The organism is Caballeronia sp. EK (genome assembly GCF_014384845.1).
Lineage (GTDB): Bacteria > Pseudomonadota > Gammaproteobacteria > Burkholderiales > Burkholderiaceae > Caballeronia > Caballeronia jiangsuensis.
Genome location: NZ_JACSUE010000010.1, coordinates 287,852 through 307,073, shown reverse-complemented (window position 1 = coordinate 307,073; position 19,222 = coordinate 287,852). Strand labels below are relative to the sequence as shown.

General features: G+C 57.6%; 23 protein-coding genes and 1 pseudogene. 13 read left to right on the top strand and 11 right to left on the bottom strand.

Annotation, left to right across the window (positions count from 1 at the left end):
• Positions 1–432 precede the first annotated feature (432 nt).
• Positions 433–906 carry a low affinity iron permease family protein gene (locus IAG25_RS28845; RefSeq protein ID WP_187607853.1) on the top strand — a complete coding sequence of 158 codons (474 nt, stop codon included), beginning with the start codon at positions 433–435 and terminating at the stop codon, positions 904–906.
• Positions 907–1,054: 148 nt separating this feature from the next.
• The gene (locus IAG25_RS28840) at positions 1,055–1,672 is read left to right on the top strand and encodes a flavin reductase family protein (RefSeq protein WP_187607852.1); all 618 of its coding nucleotides are present in this window, start codon (positions 1,055–1,057) and stop codon (positions 1,670–1,672) included.
• An 80-nt stretch (positions 1,673–1,752) separates the two neighbouring features.
• On the opposite strand, the gene IAG25_RS28835 is transcribed toward IAG25_RS28840, so the two are convergent.
• Both IAG25_RS28835 and IAG25_RS28830 read right to left on the bottom strand, forming a co-directional pair.
• Positions 1,753–2,067: a hypothetical protein gene (locus IAG25_RS28835; protein ID WP_187607851.1), complete on the bottom strand. Its 315-nt coding sequence runs from the start codon at positions 2,065–2,067 to the stop codon at positions 1,753–1,755.
• Positions 2,068–3,029: 962 nt separating this feature from the next.
• Entirely contained in the window at positions 3,030–3,260 is a 231-nt protein-coding gene (locus tag IAG25_RS28830) for a hypothetical protein (protein ID WP_187607850.1), read from the bottom strand.
• 275 nt (positions 3,261–3,535) lie between these two features.
• On the opposite strand from IAG25_RS28830, the gene IAG25_RS41605 reads away from it, so the two are divergent.
• A complete protein-coding gene (locus IAG25_RS41605; protein WP_255503999.1) occupies positions 3,536–3,670 on the top strand; it encodes a hypothetical protein in 135 nt (44 codons plus the stop codon).
• Positions 3,671–3,924: 254 nt separating this feature from the next.
• Here IAG25_RS41605 and IAG25_RS28825 read toward each other — a convergent pair whose 3' ends face one another.
• Entirely contained in the window at positions 3,925–4,128 is a 204-nt protein-coding gene (locus IAG25_RS28825; protein ID WP_187607849.1) for a cold-shock protein, read from the bottom strand.
• A gap of 14 nt (positions 4,129–4,142) precedes the next feature.
• On the opposite strand from IAG25_RS28825, the gene IAG25_RS28820 reads away from it, so the two are divergent.
• The 3 genes from IAG25_RS28820 to IAG25_RS28810 all read left to right on the top strand — a co-directional run bounded on the left by IAG25_RS28820 (position 4,143) and on the right by IAG25_RS28810 (position 7,136).
• A complete protein-coding gene (locus IAG25_RS28820; RefSeq protein ID WP_187607848.1) occupies positions 4,143–4,331 on the top strand; it encodes a hypothetical protein in 189 nt (62 codons plus the stop codon).
• A gap of 1,857 nt (positions 4,332–6,188) precedes the next feature.
• On the top strand, positions 6,189–6,620 hold the full coding sequence (locus tag IAG25_RS28815) for a response regulator (protein WP_187607847.1): 432 nt from the start codon (positions 6,189–6,191) through the stop codon (positions 6,618–6,620).
• 177 nt (positions 6,621–6,797) lie between these two features.
• A complete protein-coding gene (locus IAG25_RS28810; RefSeq protein WP_187607846.1) occupies positions 6,798–7,136 on the top strand; it encodes a response regulator in 339 nt (112 codons plus the stop codon).
• A 106-nt stretch (positions 7,137–7,242) separates the two neighbouring features.
• On the opposite strand, the pseudogene IAG25_RS28805 reads toward IAG25_RS28810, so the two are convergent.
• Positions 7,243–8,019 (bottom strand): annotated as a pseudogene (locus IAG25_RS28805) (IS3 family transposase); the annotation flags it as partial.
• A gap of 109 nt (positions 8,020–8,128) precedes the next feature.
• The gene (locus IAG25_RS28800; RefSeq protein WP_187607845.1) at positions 8,129–8,320 is read right to left on the bottom strand and encodes a hypothetical protein; all 192 of its coding nucleotides are present in this window, start codon (positions 8,318–8,320) and stop codon (positions 8,129–8,131) included.
• A gap of 421 nt (positions 8,321–8,741) precedes the next feature.
• Between IAG25_RS28800 and IAG25_RS28795 the strand changes: the two genes are divergently transcribed.
• Positions 8,742–9,242, top strand: coding sequence for a hypothetical protein (locus IAG25_RS28795; RefSeq protein WP_187607844.1), 501 nt, complete (start codon positions 8,742–8,744; stop codon positions 9,240–9,242).
• Positions 9,243–9,590: 348 nt separating this feature from the next.
• On the opposite strand, the gene IAG25_RS28790 is transcribed toward IAG25_RS28795, so the two are convergent.
• Positions 9,591–10,472, bottom strand: a complete 882-nt coding sequence (locus tag IAG25_RS28790; protein WP_187607843.1) for an H-NS family nucleoid-associated regulatory protein — start codon at positions 10,470–10,472, stop codon at positions 9,591–9,593.
• 185 nt (positions 10,473–10,657) lie between these two features.
• Between IAG25_RS28790 and IAG25_RS28785 the strand changes: the two genes are divergently transcribed.
• A complete protein-coding gene (locus IAG25_RS28785) occupies positions 10,658–11,632 on the top strand; it encodes a tyrosine-type recombinase/integrase (RefSeq protein ID WP_238295823.1) in 975 nt (324 codons plus the stop codon).
• Positions 11,633–11,712: 80 nt separating this feature from the next.
• A complete protein-coding gene (locus IAG25_RS28780) occupies positions 11,713–11,895 on the top strand; it encodes a hypothetical protein (RefSeq protein ID WP_255503997.1) in 183 nt (60 codons plus the stop codon).
• 179 nt (positions 11,896–12,074) lie between these two features.
• Here the strand turns inward: IAG25_RS28780 and IAG25_RS28775 are convergent, their stop codons facing one another.
• Complete coding sequence (locus IAG25_RS28775) at positions 12,075–12,392, bottom strand: hypothetical protein (RefSeq protein WP_187607842.1); 318 nt, start codon at positions 12,390–12,392, stop codon at positions 12,075–12,077.
• Between the two features lie 301 nt (positions 12,393–12,693).
• Between IAG25_RS28775 and IAG25_RS28770 the strand changes: the two genes are divergently transcribed.
• On the top strand, positions 12,694–13,029 hold the full coding sequence (locus IAG25_RS28770) for a hypothetical protein (protein ID WP_187607841.1): 336 nt from the start codon (positions 12,694–12,696) through the stop codon (positions 13,027–13,029).
• Between the two features lie 80 nt (positions 13,030–13,109).
• Here the strand turns inward: IAG25_RS28770 and IAG25_RS28765 are convergent, their stop codons facing one another.
• A complete protein-coding gene (locus IAG25_RS28765; RefSeq protein WP_255503996.1) occupies positions 13,110–13,478 on the bottom strand; it encodes a Fis family transcriptional regulator in 369 nt (122 codons plus the stop codon).
• A 114-nt stretch (positions 13,479–13,592) separates the two neighbouring features.
• Entirely contained in the window at positions 13,593–14,300 is a 708-nt protein-coding gene (locus IAG25_RS28760) for a hypothetical protein (protein ID WP_187607839.1), read from the bottom strand.
• A gap of 263 nt (positions 14,301–14,563) precedes the next feature.
• On the opposite strand from IAG25_RS28760, the gene IAG25_RS28755 reads away from it, so the two are divergent.
• Entirely contained in the window at positions 14,564–14,794 is a 231-nt protein-coding gene (locus tag IAG25_RS28755) for a hypothetical protein (RefSeq protein WP_061176476.1), read from the top strand.
• 515 nt (positions 14,795–15,309) lie between these two features.
• Here IAG25_RS28755 and IAG25_RS28750 read toward each other — a convergent pair.
• Together IAG25_RS28750 and IAG25_RS28745 are read right to left on the bottom strand one after the other, a co-directional pair.
• A complete protein-coding gene (locus IAG25_RS28750; RefSeq protein ID WP_187607838.1) occupies positions 15,310–16,269 on the bottom strand; it encodes an SOS response-associated peptidase family protein in 960 nt (319 codons plus the stop codon).
• A 26-nt stretch (positions 16,270–16,295) separates the two neighbouring features.
• Positions 16,296–16,652 carry a hypothetical protein gene (locus IAG25_RS28745; RefSeq protein ID WP_187607837.1) on the bottom strand — a complete coding sequence of 119 codons (357 nt, stop codon included), beginning with the start codon at positions 16,650–16,652 and terminating at the stop codon, positions 16,296–16,298.
• A 461-nt stretch (positions 16,653–17,113) separates the two neighbouring features.
• On the opposite strand from IAG25_RS28745, the gene imuA reads away from it, so the two are divergent.
• Both imuA and IAG25_RS28735 read left to right on the top strand, forming a co-directional pair.
• A complete protein-coding gene (gene imuA, locus IAG25_RS28740) occupies positions 17,114–17,827 on the top strand; it encodes a translesion DNA synthesis-associated protein ImuA (RefSeq protein WP_187607836.1) in 714 nt (237 codons plus the stop codon).
• A complete protein-coding gene (locus IAG25_RS28735) occupies positions 17,751–19,214 on the top strand; it encodes a Y-family DNA polymerase (RefSeq protein WP_187607835.1) in 1,464 nt (487 codons plus the stop codon). The genes imuA and IAG25_RS28735 overlap by 77 nt, the downstream gene beginning before the upstream one ends.
• Positions 19,215–19,222 lie beyond the last annotated feature (8 nt).

Genomic DNA, 19,222 nt, shown 5'->3' with positions numbered 1-19,222 from the left:
TCGACTACCCGGCTTCTTCTCTGAGAACTCTGACAAAGTGGTGTCCATCAAATCGAAAGTGATGGACATCATTGTGCTGCGTACTGAGGTCACCCCCTACAACGGTCGAGACGAGCCGCTTACCCTTAAGGCGGCGTCGAAGCTTTTGTAGGCGTCCTCGTTCGTATCCCGCTCGCCGGGCACGCCTACTCACGGATGGTGCACTTTCCAATGGCGGCGGCTCCGACGAGCGTCGCGCGGGACGACTGTCCCGGCACGAGAAACCGGCGTATTTCCGGCCCGGCGGCAGTCGTATTGGCCCACAAAATCCCCATCTTTTTCAATTCCCAAAAATCGACGACTCCTCCCCGGTCAAGCATGCACCTCCCTTACGACTGACCGACTGGCATGCCGGTTGCCTCATTGTTAGCCTAAATCATTCTGGAGCCGACAATGAACGAACCAAACTTGTCGCACTCGTCTACTGACGAACTCGACACCGTTCCAGACACGTCCAGCCCGGCTTATGCAAGCCGGCACCCCTTGACCCGCGCGTTTGACAAGTTTGCCAGCCTAGTCACCCGCTGGGCCGGTTCGCCAGCAGCCTTTTGCCTGGCTGTGTTCACGGTAGCCGCTTGGGTCGTGACCGGTCCGATTTTTCATTACTCCGACGGTTGGCAATTGGTCATAAATACAGGAACCACAATCGTTACGTTCCTGATGGTTTTTCTAATTCAACAGAGTCAGAACAAGGATAGCGTCGCGCTTCACCTAAAGCTGAACGAGCTACTTTCATCTCATCGCACGGCAAGTAATCAGTTGATTGGCATTGAAGACGCATCCGAGGAAGAATTGCGCCGACTCGCCGCAGCTTACCTTCGCTTGTCGACGAGGGAATCGGACGGCAGCGCTGAATTACCAGCCTGAGGACCCGACTTGAAGTTAGAAGACCGATGGACGTTTCAGAACACGCTGAAACGTCCGTCCTGCCAGTTCGGCAGAATGGCAAAGCATCAGGTTTTTGCGATTTTCTCATGTCGCAAATCCGAGCTTCAAAAATGTCAAGGAGGTTTCCGTGACTCAAAGAATCTTTCGCACCATTGAACCAAAAATTCTCTATTTCGGCACGCCAGTCGCCCTTATCAGCTCACTCAATGAGGACGCAACGACCAACCTGGCTCCGATGTCATCGTTCTGGGCCTTAGGGTGGACTTTGGTTCTCGGGCTGCTCGATGAGACAAAAACCGCGGAGAATTTCGAACGCAACCCAGAATGTGTCATCAATCTTCCCTCTCCAGAAATGTGGCAGCAGGTAGAGAAACTGGCGCCGCTAACTGGCAAAAACCCAGTGCCGGAATTGAAGGCGAAGCAATTTCGGTTTGAGAAATGCAAGTTCGAAGAAGCGGAATTTACACAATTGGCGAGCGATAGCGTCAAGCCCTTCAGAGTCGCCGAATGCCCGGTTCAAATGGAAGCCCGTGTACGTCATATTCACAAGATGGGCGGGGAAAAGCTCGAGAAGCTTGGCGGCGGCGTCGCCGCAGAGGTAGAAATCATTCGCGTCCACGCTGATGAGGACTTCGTCAAGAACGACAACCACATCGACGCCGAGAAATGGTCGCCCCTTGTCTATAACTTTCGCCATTACTTTCGGCTCGCGGAGCGCGAGTTGGGCAAAACCTTTCGGGCGTAAAGCGATTTCACGCAGCAGAGGCATCGCACGAGTCCGCCGTACGAAGGAGTACGCGCAGGTCGAATATTCGGGTTCGACTGTTAATCTTCGATTTCACTTTCGTCGTCAAGCGGCTCGACGAATTCGATATTGTTTTCAACAATGTCGACACGAACTTCCTCGGGGTCGTCCTCGAACTCAAGATTGTTCGGGGGCGTCGCGACGGCTTTAAAGTCATACCATAACGCGCTTACGTACGCCACATAGTCATCGTCTTCAACTTCGCGCAAAACGTCGTCGTCCAACATCGCGCGCTTCTCCAGATGGAAGTCCTTGGCCGTCAGAACGAGGCGTTCTTCCTCCTGCGTCTCCACTTCGGTGACTACAAGCTCGACACTACCGGAAAGTTCAAGCATGGTGCCCTCCTCAGGTACTAACCTCGAACATACGCAGCACATCCGAGTTTCCGCGGCGCAATACTCGCCGGCTAAAAACGACCGCAGCGAAGACACGCGTTTCGTCTTGGCATTCGAGGATTCACGACGTGAGCAGTAGTGTACGACGCACTGGCGAAGGGAAGATTCCGGCAAGGCACCGTAGAACGACGAGCTCTCGGCGCGCAATGAACCAACTGGCTGCTCGAGTTCTAGTCGCGTGCGCCAACGTCCCATTTTCTCGAGCGTCTCTCCCGTTCAGGGACGGCATTGCCGTCTGGCGGTGCGAGACGACTCTTCGCTTCTTGTAGCTCACGGTCACCGGGGCCGTTGGTGCGACGGATGACTCGCTGTTGCTATGCGACGAGATGCCGTCATTGGACCGGTTAGTTCGAGCCCTTCGGCGTGCTAGTGTCTTCAGGCGTCGCTTGACGAAGGGATACGACTGATGCGTCGGTAGCTCGAGTTAAATCGCCTGGGACGCGGTTCCATGGACTTGAAACCGGCTCACTATGAAAAGTCATGCCGGATGTCGCCGCGCCATGAGAGCCGCCGCTGCCGTTTCCTCCGTTCCCGTTACCACCTGCCAGAACGGGCGATGGATGCAATACAAAAAGAAGAGAAGCCGACATACAGCTCGCCCGGACATACGTCATAACCTTGACCATTTCGAATCTCCCGAAGCACACCGTCACACATTGAGCCACTTGCATTCGACTCGCCCAGCGAGTGGGTTCGAAGAATGTGACTCAGTCAGCAATTTATGGTCGCTGTGTAAGCAGATACGATGCGGGTCGGTCTTTGGATGCAGAGACTGAAATCATGCGAATATGACGTCGCAGAGAATCTTGGCTGGTTCGCGTGCGGGAGAATGAGGCGGAGCGATGTAATCGCTCCCCTTGGAGTCAGATTCTTTCACATGCCTCGGGTTCTGACGCGCCGTCTCAGTAAGCAATTCGCGTAACCACATCAAACGACAGTTGATGATGGCGCAAACGCTGTTCGACGGCCTTTCTTGCCGTCTCGTCTGACGGCAGTTCGAGATAGCTGATTTCGACCCATCCCGGCTCAAATTGAATGCGTGCTTCGTCCGCAATTGCCTGCAGAAGAGTGTGGTCGGCGATTGCATCGGTGGGATTCTCGGCTTGATGGCGCACGGCGAAACATGACAGCATGACGACTCCTAGTCCAGGTTGCGCCCGCGAAATATCGCGCGGCCGTTTGCTTGCATTCTGGGAGTAACCAGAAAAACACGGTAGCAGGTGTGTCTGACATCCGTGCGACATCTGCCTGCTTCATTGCCCTCTGGTCAGACGGCGCAAGTCACCTCTACTGGGCGGCCCTTACCGGTTCATCGCGTGCGTCGGCGAAGAGGTAGTATCGTTGCGCTCCGTTTCGCCCATCCGAGAATGCTTTTCCTTCTGCACCAAGACGATAGAGCAGTCTGTTGATGACAGTTCTCGATGAGCCCGTCGCGTTGCAGAGGTCTGCCAAAGACATTCCGAACTGCCCTTGGGCGGTGATGGCACGCATCGTTGCAAGAAGGGACGAAGCAGAAGGTGGCTCGGAAGTCATCGATGTGTGAAGTTGGCTGCGACGAGGAACATCCACCTACGAGGAATCTCCTGACGTATGCGTCCGGTGGACTGTTCGCACGTCCAATGTACCTCAAAAAAATGTGTGGTCGAAGTTACTTTCTCGCACCTGAGTCTTCTTTTCGCCGAGTCGGCGCCTGTGGGATAGCACTGCAGCCAGTAAGCCCCGCCCTTTCTAGGCGGCTTAAGGCAAGCTGTTCCCACAATCAGCGGTGCGCGTCCTGTCCGATGTTGCGACGACGCCTTATATGGACTTGATATTCGACGCTTGCTTGCCCTTTGGTCCCAACTTCACGTCGAAGCTCATTTTCTGATTCTCCCGCAGTGACTTTAATCCGTCGGCCATGATTTCCGAGAAGTGTGCGAAGAGGTCCTCTCCGCCATCGTCTGGGCTGATGAAGCCGAAGCCCTTCGCGTCGTTGAACCACTTAACTGTCCCAATTGCCATTTGAAACCTCGTCAATGTTGATGGTCGACTACTACTGCCGCCGCAGCCGCACGGCATTCCGCGAAAACTGCGTCAACATCATGCTGCACACAAAACCGGCAGCCTCCTACAGCAAAAAATGGCGCGTATTTGTTGCGCAAAGAACACCGCTATCACGTGAAATCGGTCGCTTCGAGCACCACCCGCCGCCCATCCGCAGGTAACGCCTTACCGTCAATCGCGCGGGCTGCGCGATGGTGGTTGAGAACGCGAGAAGCATTTGCTGCTGGCCCTGGTCGTTCGCGCCGAGCCGCTCGCACGCTGCTCCGTAAGAAAGCGCAAATGCGCGATAGCTACGTCCAAGGCCTTAGGCTGAAAAGAGCACACCGTGGGTCGGCGAATCGACAGGGACAGTGAAGATTAACCCGCCGGAGGAGGTGTTCATGTCTGCCTCATCACGAGGACTGACCTTTGATGCATCGAGAGGGACCGATAGCTGCCCAACATACCAGGTCGCGGCGCGAGCCTCGCGGATTTAATCGCAAAGCACGCGAGCCATCGCTGAAAGTCAGACATTCAATTTCTACGCCATCCACGAATTCGTCGGAGGTGTCTGTGCAAATACCAACATAATGCCCAAAAGCGAGCCCACCCTCTCGGAGGAGTTCCGCAGCATCCATCGAATCGTCGAGCTGTTTGTCTCCCTCCCACCTGTTCAAGAGGGTCACGGCGATGTCAGCGTCGTGCATGATGCGTTCTCCGTTTTGACCTACCCAGATATGCCGAGCGAACCTTATATCGACGAAGAGTAGCAAAAATTTGTGCATCGCAACATAAGCTCGTCGTCCTTCGGAACAACGATATGAAAGCGTTGTAAAAAGCGAATATTGGGGTCTGAAATGACCGCTGACGCGACAAGCTTCGCGCATCTCGGAGTGCCTGGGCACGGCGAATGCACGCCCAGCTCGAGTAATTTCTGCGTCCGAAAGATGCGCGGCGTAGGTATAGGGCGCGGCACCTCGTCGAGGTTATACTGGCGAGCCTTTTACATGCTTTCTGACTGACATGTCCTGTGAAGCGTGCCAAGAGATGCAGGAATTCGCTGCCGCCAATCCGCACAGGTGGTTGGTCGCGACGCGTACTCCTTCAAAGTTGCGGCCGCTGGGCCGTCAGCCGGTTTCACTCCAGCCTTACCGGTGTACCCAATGTTCTTCAAATTGGATACACGAGCAGGACCCTCTGCAGCCGACGCAGGACGTGTGGATTTGCCTATATCAAGCGTCCAGCATCCTCGACCCGGGGCCCGCTTCAGGGCAGAGCCAGGAAACTCCCGCTACCAACAGTAGAAGTGCACGTGAGCAGCAGATGACTGGCACGCCATCGCTCGCTCACCGTTTCACATGAAAAGGTAGGCGCGCCCCCAAGGACATCCCGCCGACCGTGGCTACCGCGAATTGGGATTTCCGCAGCACCGCTCAGAGACGAGGTGGTTGCCATCGAGCACGCGGGCTAAGTACGCCTTGCCATACCGATCGAGGATATGTGCCGGTTAGGCGGCGAGGCCCTCTTCCGTCGTCACGAGAACGCAGCCGGCGACTCGCTTACTCAAGTTGATATACCCGTCAGTCGGCCGGTCGAGGAGTCCGACGCCGCCCTCAGAAATTCCAAGCTCGAATCGTTTGGTCATGGCCGCGTCCGACTGTGTTCGGCATGAACCCGGGGGCTTCGCCTCCGACAATCGCGAGGCAGCGAACGCTCCAGACAGCGTCAATGCACGCCCTCGACGGTCGGCGGCCGTAAGGCCAGTCCGAACGTTCGTAGGTCGGTTTCGGACCAAGACTTGCATCGTCAATCTTCTGCCACCGACGCTTCATCGGACAGGATTTTCTTCAGAACAACACTTCGCGCGTTCTTGTTTCCTTTTCTGAACGGCGGGCGCACTGCTTAACGTTGAGGCAAGGGACCTTGCCTTTATATTCTCGGCTCGACGCTTTTTACGACTCCATTCAATGGCTACGCTCGCTGCCGCCCCAAAGCGTTGGACCGCCCGCTCAATGTCCCCGACGGGCCGAGCCCCTCGCGTGCTAGTAGTCGACGACAATCGCAACAGCGCGGACGCGCTCGCGACTTACCTTGGACTCGTCGGCTTCAAAGTTCAGACAGAATACTCCGGAGCCGCCGCGATTTCGAAAGCTCGCGCCTGGGTGCCCGATGTAGTTTTGCTAGATATTTCCATGCCGGAAATGGATGGGTTTGCTGTAGCGAGGAACCTGCGCACTGACATGCGAACATCGCCGCCAATCATCGTGGCGCTCACTGCTCACGACGAAAAATACGTTAAAGACAGGGCGACAGGCCCCGACTTCGATGCCTACTGCCAAAAGGGGCTCATGTTAGAGCCACTCGTTATATTGCTGAACGAGCTATCCGAGCCTGGGCATCGTGTGTGCTCCATCGCGCCCGCCCAAGCACTGGCAATGCTTAATAGCAAAATTCCGGCTGAACGCAGCTAGGTGTCACCAGAAAATCGCTCGCTTCACTGCACAGTGGATCACCCCTCAAGACGCATTGATGCTCCCGTTCTTCCTTCTCTGCCGACTCCCCCTCGTCTAGACTGTAGTTAGGTTTCAGATGGCTCCGACCGCAATATGATGAATTTGCGTCCGGTGCCGACCCCACCGAGGTGCGGGATGTGCACGGTCCTCTTTGTGGATGACTTCAAGGACGCAGCAGACGCGCTCGCCGCCCTCGCATTCGCGCTTGGACATGAAAGCGATGTCGCATACAACGGCGCATCGGCCTTGACCATTGCCGCCGAGAAGAAATTTGACATCATCTTTGTCGACCTCACACTGCCAGACGTTGACGGTCGCGATGTATGTCTTGGCGTTCGCAAGGGCCGCTCTGCCGCCGCTCGTATCATCGCTCTCGCGGGACATACCGAACAAACCGAGGGAGAGCTCGATGGCTTCGACGATTGCCTGCTGAAGCCGTTGAAAACCGACGACCTTGAGCGCTTGCTGTCGTAGCCGGGCGAAATGCCGATGCGCCTACCTGCGTCGTCCCGTCTTCCGTTTAACATTGCACCCGCGCGCTAAAGCTCTGCTCGTGGCCGACATGTATGCCGGTGCTCGTTCGCGCACGTTGATAGAAGTAGCAACCGCAAGCCAGCCCCAATACGGCTAAAAGTTCTGGCAACGTGTAGGTGTTTTTCAGGGCATCAGCCAGCATCGTTTTCTCCCGGTTGCTCAGGAGTTGCGGGGCGATGCCCATTACTTTTTTTATTAGTTCGTTCGCTTTCTTCAGGATGTCGTGCTCGAGCTGCAGTTGCCGGACGTGGCGTCGAAGCGATTCGACCTGTTGTTCCAGTTTCGCACGCTCACTGTCCGGTGCTGGCTTCTTCTGGCGTTTCAGATGCGAGGGCATCACGACCGAGTAGCCGGTTCTTCCAATTGTAAGCGTCGGTCTGCTCAGGCTTGCTTTCTGGGCAAGCACGCGCGCGCTATCCTCTCGGGTGCACAGTTCGATAACTGCCGCCTGCTTCCTCGCCGGCGATTTCGGAAGGCTCCCAGTTGCTCTGCCAACAATGCGTTGTCCGAATTCGGGATGCAGCTCTTCGAGCCAGGCGGCGAGCGTCCCGCGACTTGGATATCCCAACGCCCTCAAGGTTGCAGCAGCACAACGGCCACGGCCTAAGTAATGATCGACGGCAACCTTCTTCTGTTCGGCCGAATATTTCGGCGTCAAACGAACATAGCCGGTCCGCAAATCGTAACGTCGTTCGTATTCGAGATGCCACGACTTCAGAGCGTTCTTTGTCGGATAACCCAGCTGTCGGATGGCCGCCTCGACGCGCTTACCCAACTTCAAATCAAGCCGGATCGCTCGCATGCGGTCTTCGTACGAGTACATGAACTACCCCTTGGTAATCCCAAGTTTTCGTCCGCACCTCCCCCTGGACGGCGCACACACAAGGTCGACATTCTCCTTGCCCCCCGCTTCCCTCCTCAGTTGCTCAGAACTACAGCTTCATCCCCACGCGGGCGGGGGCCGGGTCGGGCGTATTCTCTAGCGTGTTTATTGAGTTGATAACACGGTAGGCCTCCACAAGTGCTTTTTCCTTCTCTACGTCATGCCCGCCGACAACGCGGGCCATCTCAGTACGAGACAGTTCTTCCTCATGATGCAGGTCAACAATAGTCAGTGTGCTCATTCGATTCACCTTAAAAGTAGTGTCAGGCAAGGGACGGGATGTGATTGAGCGGTTCGAATCTACGCTCGCTTAGCCTTATCCACGTTCTGTGCCAAGTGCAGGTCCGTCAATACGAATAGCCTAACTTGCTGTTTACACGCAACAATCCAGCGCTCCTCCTTCTACGCCGTCGAATCGTAACAGCGACGTGTGTGATTGATTGCGACACACGACAAGGCTCCTGTTCGCAACGTGGAAACATTCCGGCCGTGTCTGTCGGAAGGGAGGCGCCCAACCCTGCGATTCGCCGGGACCCGGTCACTCGCGATACTGCGGGTATGCGCGACGAATCTGAAATTTCCTCATAGGGCTCGCAGTACGCTGTTGGTACCATTACGTCGTCGCACACGACTACAACCGACACGGGGCACATAGGCGGGAAATGGATATCTTTTACTATTGGCAGAAGTTCGAGCAGGACTTGAAGAACGGCCAGCTCGGCCACTTCGGGTCCAACAGCGCGAAGATTGCTGCACTCAAGGAGCGGTTGCCCAAGCGCCTATGGGTTTTCAAAACGCCAAAGGGCATGAAGGGCTCCGTTCAACTGCTCGGCTCATTGCTAGTCAGTGACGAGCCCAAAGTTGCAGTGAACACCGAGTATCCGCACTTGATTTACTATGACCCGTTCTCACCTGAGTCGGTTTTGTTCGCTGACGCGGATGCGCCCGGACGAGTTGAGGATGTGACCCGCGTTCTTCAGCACCGCCTCCTCCACGCGTTCAAATCGAACTTTCAAGGTGACGTGGGATTGCAGGCACTGGAATCAAACGTCGTGCGGGAACTTGAAGCAATGTCCGCCGATTGGGGCAAGGTGCAGTTGCTCGAGCGAGTAAAAGACAGGAATAAGGTGCAGCCAATCAACCCTTTCGCGCGGTCACGCTAACTTCATTCAATGTGTTTGCGGTGTTCAAAAGGCCGGCTGGAGAAGTAATCTGTTTGAGGTAACGACCTTACCGGGCTGTCTTAGGACGCTTCCCGGCAAGGTCGTAATATGCGATCAAAGCGGCGACGCGCGATGAGGCGGTGACTACCGCAGGGCACGTCGCTCGCAGGCATGATGACCAGGACGAAGGCGGGTCCGCAAGGAACCCGGAAGGACGGACGCCCTGAAATCACAACGGTGTGTTTGATGGCGCCCCTGGCTGATAGCGACAGGTTCAATAAAGCTTCATCGCTCCGGGGCTTTCCTGAAGTCTCGATTGTCGCGACGCGACAATCGAGAAACGCTCTCTTAGCTTGCGCTGGTTTGCACTTCGGTCTCGGAAGATTGCACCGAGCTCTCAGGCGCCGACGCTACGCTTTCCGCCGTCGATGGCGCCTTCCGAGCTGAACGAACACTGCTCGAACGGGCGCGCTTCGATGCAGCGAAGCTACCTTCCGATTTAGTTGCCGCGCCCTTCTTCGCGACAGTGGCCTTTTTTGCACTGACCTTCTTCGCCGCCACCTTCTTTGCGGTGGCTTTCTTTGCCGTCGCCTTCTTTGCCGCCACGTTCTTTGCCGCCGCTTTCGTGGCGGAAGGCGCGGCCTTCTTTACTGTCGTCACTGCCTTCACTTGCGTCTTCTTTGCTGCTTCGGTCTTCTTCGCCGGGGCGGCGTTCGACCTTTTGCCGCTTTCACTCGCAACGGCATTTCCGGCAATGAGATACGTACTGCGATCGTTGGCTGTTGCGATCCAGGCCGGCGCACGACCGAATCCACTCCACGTATTCCCAGATACGGGATCGCGATAAAGCGCGGGCTGAGGACCCTTCCGAGCAGCTTTCCGGCGTGTCAAGGTGACCTTCGTGCTTTCAACAGGCGCAGTTCCGTCCGCCAAGAATGCGTTTCGATCGCGCGCGTTCGCAATCCATGCTGGCGCCCTGCCCCGTCCGCTCCAAGAGGCGCCCGTTTTCGGATCGAGGTATTTGGCAGAAACGGCCTTTCCCGTTGCCTTCGCTTTCGTACTACGTGCGGCCTTGCCAACGAATGCAGAAACATCCTCCATCGAGATCTCGTGCCGATCCATCAGGTCGTGAATCTGCTTAAGTACTCCGCTCACACTTTTGGCTTTGAGCGCCTGCGCCTGTGCCTCAAGCTTTTTGATCCGCGATTGGATTGCTTCTAGAGTTGCCATCTTAACCTCCGCATTCGAAATGTATCGGCACTATGCCACGAATGCTAACAATAGGGCCAGCGGCGACTCACTAAACCGTCATTGAAATGGCTCAGTGCTCAGACAAGTCTCGTCGACACCTCGGGCAACCCTCTCTGTTGGGAGAACGCTAGGGACTTCCGTTTGAAGACAGGTGTTGGCGAAGCGTGAGCTTCGCGTTAGATTGGGGGTTGGCGAAATTCAGTATATCGATTTTTATGTCGACAGATTCGTGGCTATCCGATCCCGAGACAGCGTATTCCGAATGGCAACGCGCCGAGGCGACCGGCGCGGATCGGCGGGCGTTTGCCGACCAGTCCGTCGTCCAGCATTGCTCGATGTTTTCTCGTTTCAACGAATATCTGTTGGCGCGTCGTCAGAGCGTGGCCACCTTCGGATCCGACCATATCCGCGGATTCTTCGATGAGCTTGCGAACGACTGTCGGCCCGGCACGACGACACGGCATCGATACCTCAAACTAATCGATCGGTTCGTGCGACACCTGGTGGCGATCGAGTTGCGCACAGCGAATCCTGCCGCCGAAATGCTGGCTCAGGAGCACTGGCCGGACGACGAGCCGACACCCATCTATCTTTCTGAAGAGGATGACAAGCGACTGCAGGCTGTTTGCGGATTGAGGAACTCTGAGTCGACCAAAGACTTGCGGAACACGGCGATCGTGGCGCTTTTCCTCAGCTGTGGTGTCACGGCTGCCGAACTAAGCCTCCTTCGCGTGCAAGACCTTGACATGGAAGGCGCGCGGCCTAGCCTGTTGGTGGAAAAGCACGGACCACGTTTGGCTCGACGTGTTCCGGTCGACCGCTTCGCCCACGACGTTCTCCGTGCGTATCATCAAGTCCGGACCGAGTTTTTGTACCCGACCGCGTGGCTCTTCGTCGCGACGAGTAGCGGCAAGCCGATGAAACCGGATACGCTGGTGAAGTGCGTTCGCACCGCTCTGCGACGCGCCGGCCTGTCAGCGGCCGACGAGAGTCCTCGACTGCTCCGCAATAGCTATGGCCGGCGTCACATTGCGGCTGGAGGAACCAATGAACAAGTCAGCAATCTGCTGGGGCTGTCGAGCCACCGCACGGTGACCCGGCTGCGACAAACCTTGGAACCGACCAGGATCGTCGGCTGACAACGTCGAAGAGAGATCGAACGATGAAAAAAGATGAAAAGAAGATCCTGGAGGATCAAATCAACCGGTGAGCTTCGGAGATGACGACGCTTGCCGAGAACATTGCCGCTGCAAAGGGCGCTCCGTGCGCGCTGCTGCTCATTACGCCGCAAGGCGACTACGAGGATGTTGCACCGGAATTGATTGCGCAAGACGCCTTGCGCGTCGTCAATCAGAGATGGCCGGAAGGCTTTGACGTCGAAATCCTCAATCGATCGAAGTAGAACCTGGCCGAAGGTTGAACGCAGAGGCATGCCGGTCGTGCAAGGCGTTCCCGACAACGGTAGAGGCCGACGGCTAGTAATTCGGGACGAGAACGTCGGTCACCCGGCTTGCCACGCTCACTGGCTCCCAATGCCCGGATTGGCGCAGCTTTCGTGGCATGCCAATCATTTCACCTCTCTCAGTCGAGGACTGCCGGTTCGGGCTCGTCTGGCTCGTCGCCCTGCGGCGGCTTCAACCCAGCAAGCGCAATACGCCGAAGACTTTGCTCCATGAGCAATAGTCGGATCTTCTCCAGCGCAACGAGTTGGCCGAGATCCTCTTCCTCCCATGCCCTTTGCACCAAGGCAAAGTAGTCAGCAATCTCGCGGATCGCCTCGCGCGCCTGCGCGATCTCCAGCAGCATGCGCTGAACTTCCGAGTTTCCACGGTATTTCAGCCAGAGCGCCCTGCCCTCATTTACGCCCATGGGCTCGAAACGCGGGAGCTTGCTTTTCATCGCGGCCGCGTCGCGGTTAGCACATTCATCGGCAACATCATTCGGCTGCCCCCTGACTCCTCAGATCTCGTTGGGCGTCATCCTAAGGAAAAACGAGACACCTGCCGTCTCCATCACGAAATTCGAAGCCTGCAGGCGGCGGCAGCGCCAGATGGAAAGCTCGATGGTGGCAAAGGTTGGTAGGCGTGGCATTGGAGAGGCACGCAGCCTTGACTTTCGCAAGCTAGGCCTAGCGTGGGAGATGCGCCGAGTCGTGGCGACTCGGACCGGCGCGTCACTCAACGCTCTCAATCAGGCCAATATGACCTACACCATCGATCCTTTCAGCATCCAGTTCACCGAGACAAGACGCGGCTTCAACGCAACCGGCAAGATCCTGCTGGACGGCAAAGTCGTCGGGACAATCAACGACATTGCCGAAAAGATCGTTACCGATGTTTTCTTCGACTCGGAACAAGACCGGGCAGCCTTCGCGACCGAAGCACGGCGCGTGATGGTGAGCGTTTTCGGGAAGGCCAATCACAACGATAGCGCATTCGTTTCCGAGTACGCCCGCTGCCTGCTTGAACAGGCGGAAGAATGGCTGCTCACGCAGTCACAAGAACATCAGCCTCCGGATCTTGATCATTGGCAATGAAGCGCTTTCGAGGAGTGTCGTAGCGGCTCGCGACGCCCAACGGGCCACGACGGGATCGCTGCTGGATCGCGACGGATCGCCTAGTTCCTTAGCGCAGCCACGATCATCTTGTCCAGTCGCTCGGTCGCCGCGACCACTTCCGAGAAGCGAACTTCCCGCAGTTGGCGATCATGTTCGTTGACGATGACAGTAAGCGACTCGATGATCGCCTCGTCGACGTTCCAGTCGCCAGTGTTCTTACCCGTGTCAAGTACTGCGAGTACGGCTTTCTCGACTTGATGGACCCAGCTCAGCGGAAGTAGGCCGTGCCCCGACTCGGTGAGGAAGCTCGTCAGCAGCACGGCCTGTGCGAGGACGGTCATCTCCCGAGTGGCGGCACGTCCCGATCGCGCCGCTTCCAGTGCAAGCCGCGTCTGCAGACAGAGCCCGTCCGCGTCCTGCCGCGGCATCGGCAACAGATATCGCTTTGACGGAACGCGCGCAGTCCGATTTGGGGACTTCCGCTTCTTGGATACGGGCATGATCTCGAATGCCTTCTCGCTGATTAGGCTAACTGCGTTGACTCACTGCGGCGCGATGGCAGGCTCACCGGCGGCCGACGCCGAGTGTGACGAACGCTGCGCGGACCGCCGCTGGGCGAGAGGATCTTGATGCGCTTGGCGCTTCTCGTTCGCGCTTGCAATGAAAGTCATTAGCTCGCGAGTCAGATCCGCATCCTTCGCACCTGGGCGCCACGGCACGCAGCCGTGCTTCTTTCGGGTTTCTCGTGCCAAGACGAGCGCGTCTCGCGCCGCCTTCGCGCTTTCGAAGCTCACCTCCTCGCAATACGCGGACGGATCGCCAAACTCGGCGAACGCCTCCAGGTCGCTTCGACCCGCATGCACATTGGCCGGGAAGTCACGCAGTTCCGATACCACGCGATGGCTGAGCCTGATCCACTGGATTCTTTCGGGGAACGAGAATCTCGGCAACATGGCGCTTTTTGCGGCGTCACGATTTCCCGAGCGCGCAACCTCCTCGCGTGCCCAGTCGGCGCGGTGCATCATTGAACGGCATTCGCGCGCATAGCCTTCGAGCGAGATCGCGACTTCCAGCGCGACGTCGCGCCGCTCTCGTCGCAGGACGATCCGATTCCTCAACCCCTGCATCAACAGAACGACGATGGAACTCACGGCACTCGAAGCGCCGACGATCCCTAGCCAACTCGGCCAGTTCGGCAAATCGATGTGCGCCAGAAATGCCGGCAGCTGCTGCCACTGCGCTTGCCACATGGCGAGTCCTCGAAGTTTGGGAGCAGAAAGTATAAGGACTTCTGCTCGCTCAACTTATATCGGTGAAATCACCGGCTATCCAATGTAGGGAAGATGCGACGGTGACACTTCCCGCAATCCCTTGATGGTGGTATCCGCCGGACGGCGGTTGACGAGAGCGCAGCAGGATTAAGCGCCCGTTCAAAAAAGGTAAATCTTCAACTGATAGATTTCTTTCCGCAGTACGCTAGTTTTACTCGCGCAACATAAAGGGGACAGACAGGATGATCTTCTATCACCATGGTGCAGCCATCCAGCCCTCGGTCACCCGTGTCGGGCGAGCCTTCGCTGCCCGCGCGTCTATCCTCGAAGAAGACGGCGAAGCGACCTCCCTGGGGGATCTCGGGTTGTTTGCGAGCAAAGACGGTGCGTACCGCTTCGCGATTCGCTGCGCGTTTGCATTTGTTGACGGCGAGACGCTTCCGCTCCCACCCTTCAAGATCACCCACCAGTAACTGCGTGACAGCTGGTGTTTTAGAGGCGATTACGCAGATCCTACTTATTCCGTCGCTAGGCTTTCACTCGCCGCTGCGAAATCGCGGTTATCGCCCTCGAACAAGAGAGCGCTTTAGCGCGAGCAACACGCAGGCTCCATCCGCTTCTAGGTTGACAGGACTGCCCCGGCATCGTCGCAACCGACTGGCGACGACCTATGCGGCCAAACTCAAACAGCAACGCGATGCTCCTAATACAGTCGATGGAACCACGAACGACCCGCTATCTGGAGCATGAGAGGTACGGATCCTGAACCAGAACAGATTTGTAGCTAACGTCCGACTTTTCGAATCGAGCGGGCACGCTACTTCAAGCGCACCACCAGAAGGCATGCGGCGAGACTCGGCCGAATCACGCAGGACGTTGATCGCAGCACGTAGGGCGAGTGCGGTGGTCAGTTGCGTGATGTTTTGCCGTCCACTCACTCCGTTGCATAACAGCTGCCTCGGCAGATCTGGACAGTTTTTGCTCGTATCTATGCGGCTAGCCGGTGCTCATAATACGGCCTATCGCGATCATCGAGGATGGCGTACATCGCATCCAGGTTTGACGCCTTCGGATTTAGCCACGCCGGGATGTTTTCGGTTTTAATTGGAATGATGCAACGATCGTGGCCGGCGGCCTCGACCTCAGGTGGAGGCTCGTCTGTAATCGCTGCAAACGAGAGCAAATCTGGTTGGCCCGGCGCGCTCCAGTGCGACCAAAGACAAGCGACGTGCATCAGTTGACGGTTGCTCGGTCGAAACTCGAGGACCATGTTCTCTTCCCGCTCGTGCGTCTCAAGCAACGTATTCTCGTACTTTGCTCGCTTGACGTTCTCGTAAAAAACATCGACCAGCATCACACCGTGCGATACGCCAAAGCACGGTTTCCAGAAGCCTTCGAGACTGTCGCGCCGGGCGTTGTAGGTGCCGGGGAAGCGCGCGTCGTAGTTGGCGGGCTTGCCCGCAATGCGGCACTGGTAGCGCATCGGCTTCACTACATACCGTCCGTCTTCCACGACGAGCACGGGCGCATAATGACCGGGGAAAATCCGCGAGTCGCGGTCTTTCGGCGTCGTTCGACTCAGGTCCTCAAGCCTGCGTAGAATCGAGCCGATCTTGTCAGTCGCAATGCGACGACTTTCACTCGCCGCCTTCGTGATTTTCGTCTCCAAAGCGCGCTCAGCGTCGGCGAGACGCTTGCGCTGTTTGAAGACATCCTGCTCGAGCATAGCCGCCTGCTCAGCGTTGAACCGATCGATGAATTGCTTGATCTGGCGTTCGTCGTCCGTCTGAGGGTCGAGGAACGCGTCTTCCATCGCCTTCGGAATCTTCGCCTTACTGCCTTCGGCACGCTCCCAGAACAGGCGTGCGAACTCGCGTATGTCCATCTGCGCGCCGAACATCTTCACGTACTTGCGATAGTCCGCCTGAATCTGCGCCGAATAGCACACTGTCGTCCCCTTGGAACTCGATCGGTTTATGTTGCCGTGCCCGTTGCCTCGCGGCACAGTCTCATCATCTTCTGGACCACGGTGCTGGCATGGTTAAGGCCCATGTCGCCGGTAAAGAGCGCCTGCACGTCCGATTGGCGCACGGCGATGCCCGCCCCTTTCAGGTCGCGTCGAGCAATTTTGAAAGCTAGTTGGCCGATGCGGATCCGCTCGAGCCAATTCATCGTGACGAGGTTGCGCTTGAGCCAGATCCGGCAGCTCTCAACGACATGATCCACGCGCCATTCTTGCGTCAGCGCGTAGGAGGCCGCGATCGTTGCCACCAGGAAACACAGTAGATCGGCTCGCGCCCCTTCCAGCTCATGGATGTCCGGCTTGTTCATTTCGCTCCTTGCATGTTTCCAACACACCCGCGTCAGACGGAGGTGCGGACGAAGCTCGCGACTTTCAACCGCGCAGGACCGGGCTTCGCTCGCTGCAACACAGTCCCGTACCGAAGCACAAGGATCGCACCCCTTGCAATAATGCCGATCACCCACTTGAAGTCGACCGACCAGCCTTTGAAGTCCTCCGTCGACTTCGTCCCGACCGTTCGGTCATTCTCTCGCGCAAAAAAAAGCAACTCGCCCGCCTTGTCTCGGCGGCTGCCTTATCGATCGTCACAGCCCCAAAAATCTCGCACAGCGTGGCAACGAAGCCCACGAACTTCAGCATTGGGTGCTTCTGCAAGATCATCTCCACCTGATTCTCCCTCTGCAAGCAAATAGGGTGCAATTCACTGCTTCAGTTTTTTGAGCTAAGATACTGTATAAATAAACAGTATTAGGGTGAACCCCTTCTCCCCATGGCCGCCCTATCTCAACCCATCGAGTCGATCCACCCGAGTCTGTGGAAAGGCGACCAACTGGCACGCGTCTACGGCAAGACCATCGACACCGGCTACGCCGCCCTGTCGGCTGAACTGCCCGGCGGCGGCTGGCCGATCGGCGCGCTGGTGGAACTGCTGGTCCAGCAGCCGGGGATCGGGGAAGTCAGGTTGCTCAAGCCCGCGCTTGTGGCGGCGAGCAAACGGCCCGTCGCGCTGCTGCAGGCGCCCCATATGCCTAACAGCTTGGCGTTTTCGTATCTAGGTCTACCGCTGGACAAACTCATGCTGCTACGGGCGTCGAAGACGGCGGATGCGCTCTGGTGCGCCGAGCGCGTACTGAACGCTCGAAGTTGCGGCGCGCTGCTCTTCTGGCAGCAGCACATCCGGTCTGAAGCCTTAAGGCGATTGCATCTGGCGGCCCAAGCAACTGAAACCCTCCTGATTCTGGTTCGACCGCTCGCCGCCGCTCAGGATTCATCGCCGGCAAGTTTACGGCTGGGGGTGCGGCCCGCCGACGGCGGAATCGTCGTCGATGTCATCAAGCGACGAGGTCCAACCCGAACCGACCCACTGTCCATCCACCTCCAACCGACTCCGATTCTGCTCAGCCCCCATGGCCGTGTTCGTCGCCATCTTCCTGCCCCGGCTTTCGCTGGAGGTCTTCCGTCCGAGATGGTCATCTCCGACTGAACACGGCTGTATGGTGCTCGAGCGTGACAAGGTGATCGTGCTGGATCAGGCAGCCCGAGATGCAGGGGTGATGGTAGGAATGAAGCGCGGTGGCGTCACGACACTGATGGCCGACGCATTGATGTATGACCGTAGCCTCGCGCGCGAGCTCGATGTGCAACGCGAAGTCGCTTTTGCGCTCTTGCGCTTCTCGCCTCAAGTCGCCGTGCGCGAGGAAGAAACCATCGTCGTTGATGTCACGGCGAGTCTGCGACTGTTCGGCGGCATCGTGCACGTCTGTCGACAGATCCGCGAGACAGTCAATGCGATCGGCGTCACCGCGCGCATGAGCGTTGCGCCTACGGGTCAAGGTGCGTGGCTGCTCGCCAAACGCGGTCGCCGACGCGTGCTCAAGATGACTTCGCTGGAACGCTTTCTCGGTGAGCTGCCCTTCATGGTCGTCCCCGAAGTTCGCTCATTCGGCGATTGGTTCAATGGCCTCGGTTGCCGAGTGCTCAACGATATTCGACGCCTACCGCGTGCAGGGCTCAAAAAGAGGTGTGGCGTGGATTTACTGGATTCGCTTGACCGCGCCTACGGCCTGTCTCCCGAGCTTTACGAATGGCTTGAGCTACCGCCCTCCTTTAGCGCGCGCACCGAACTACCCGATCGCGTCGAGCACGCTGAGGCGATCCTCTTTTCCGCGCGACGCCTGATTGTGCAGCTAACCGGATGGTTGAGCGCGCAGCAGCTCGCACTCACGCAGGCGACCATCACGCTCGAACACGAGCGCGGCCGCCAGGCGATCGAGCCGACGGTCATCGACATCGCGCTCGCGGAACCCACATGGCACGAGGAACACCTCGTCCGTCTGCTCAAGGAGCGGCTCGGGCGCGTCGAGCTCGAAGCGGCCGTCATCGCGCTTCGACTCACGGCATCGAAAGTACAGCCCGCTGAGCCGCCCAGCGATTCGCTTTTCCCGGACCCGGGCGGTTCCGCGCAGGATCACAACCGCCTCCTCGAACTGCTGGTCGCTCGCTTGGGTGCGGAAAATGTGCTGCGGCCCGCGCCGACTTCGGATCATAGACCTGAGCTTGCAAACCAATGGGTCCCCGTCCAGGACACGACGAAAGCGTGCACGGCCCCGGCTGAACTGCCCCGTCCAACGTGGCTGCTCGACGCGCCTGTGCGGCTCATGATCAAGAATCATCGACCGTTTTATGGCTCGCCGCTCAAGCTGGTCTCGACGGGCGAGCGGATCGAAGCGGGCTGGCATGACGGCGAACTGGTGACACGCGACTACTATGTCGCGGAGGCCACCGATAAAAGCTGTTACTGGATCTACCGTGAACGACCAAGCGTGAGGACGGAGGAAGTCCGCTGGTTCCTTCACGGGCTGTTCGGATAATCGGTGTC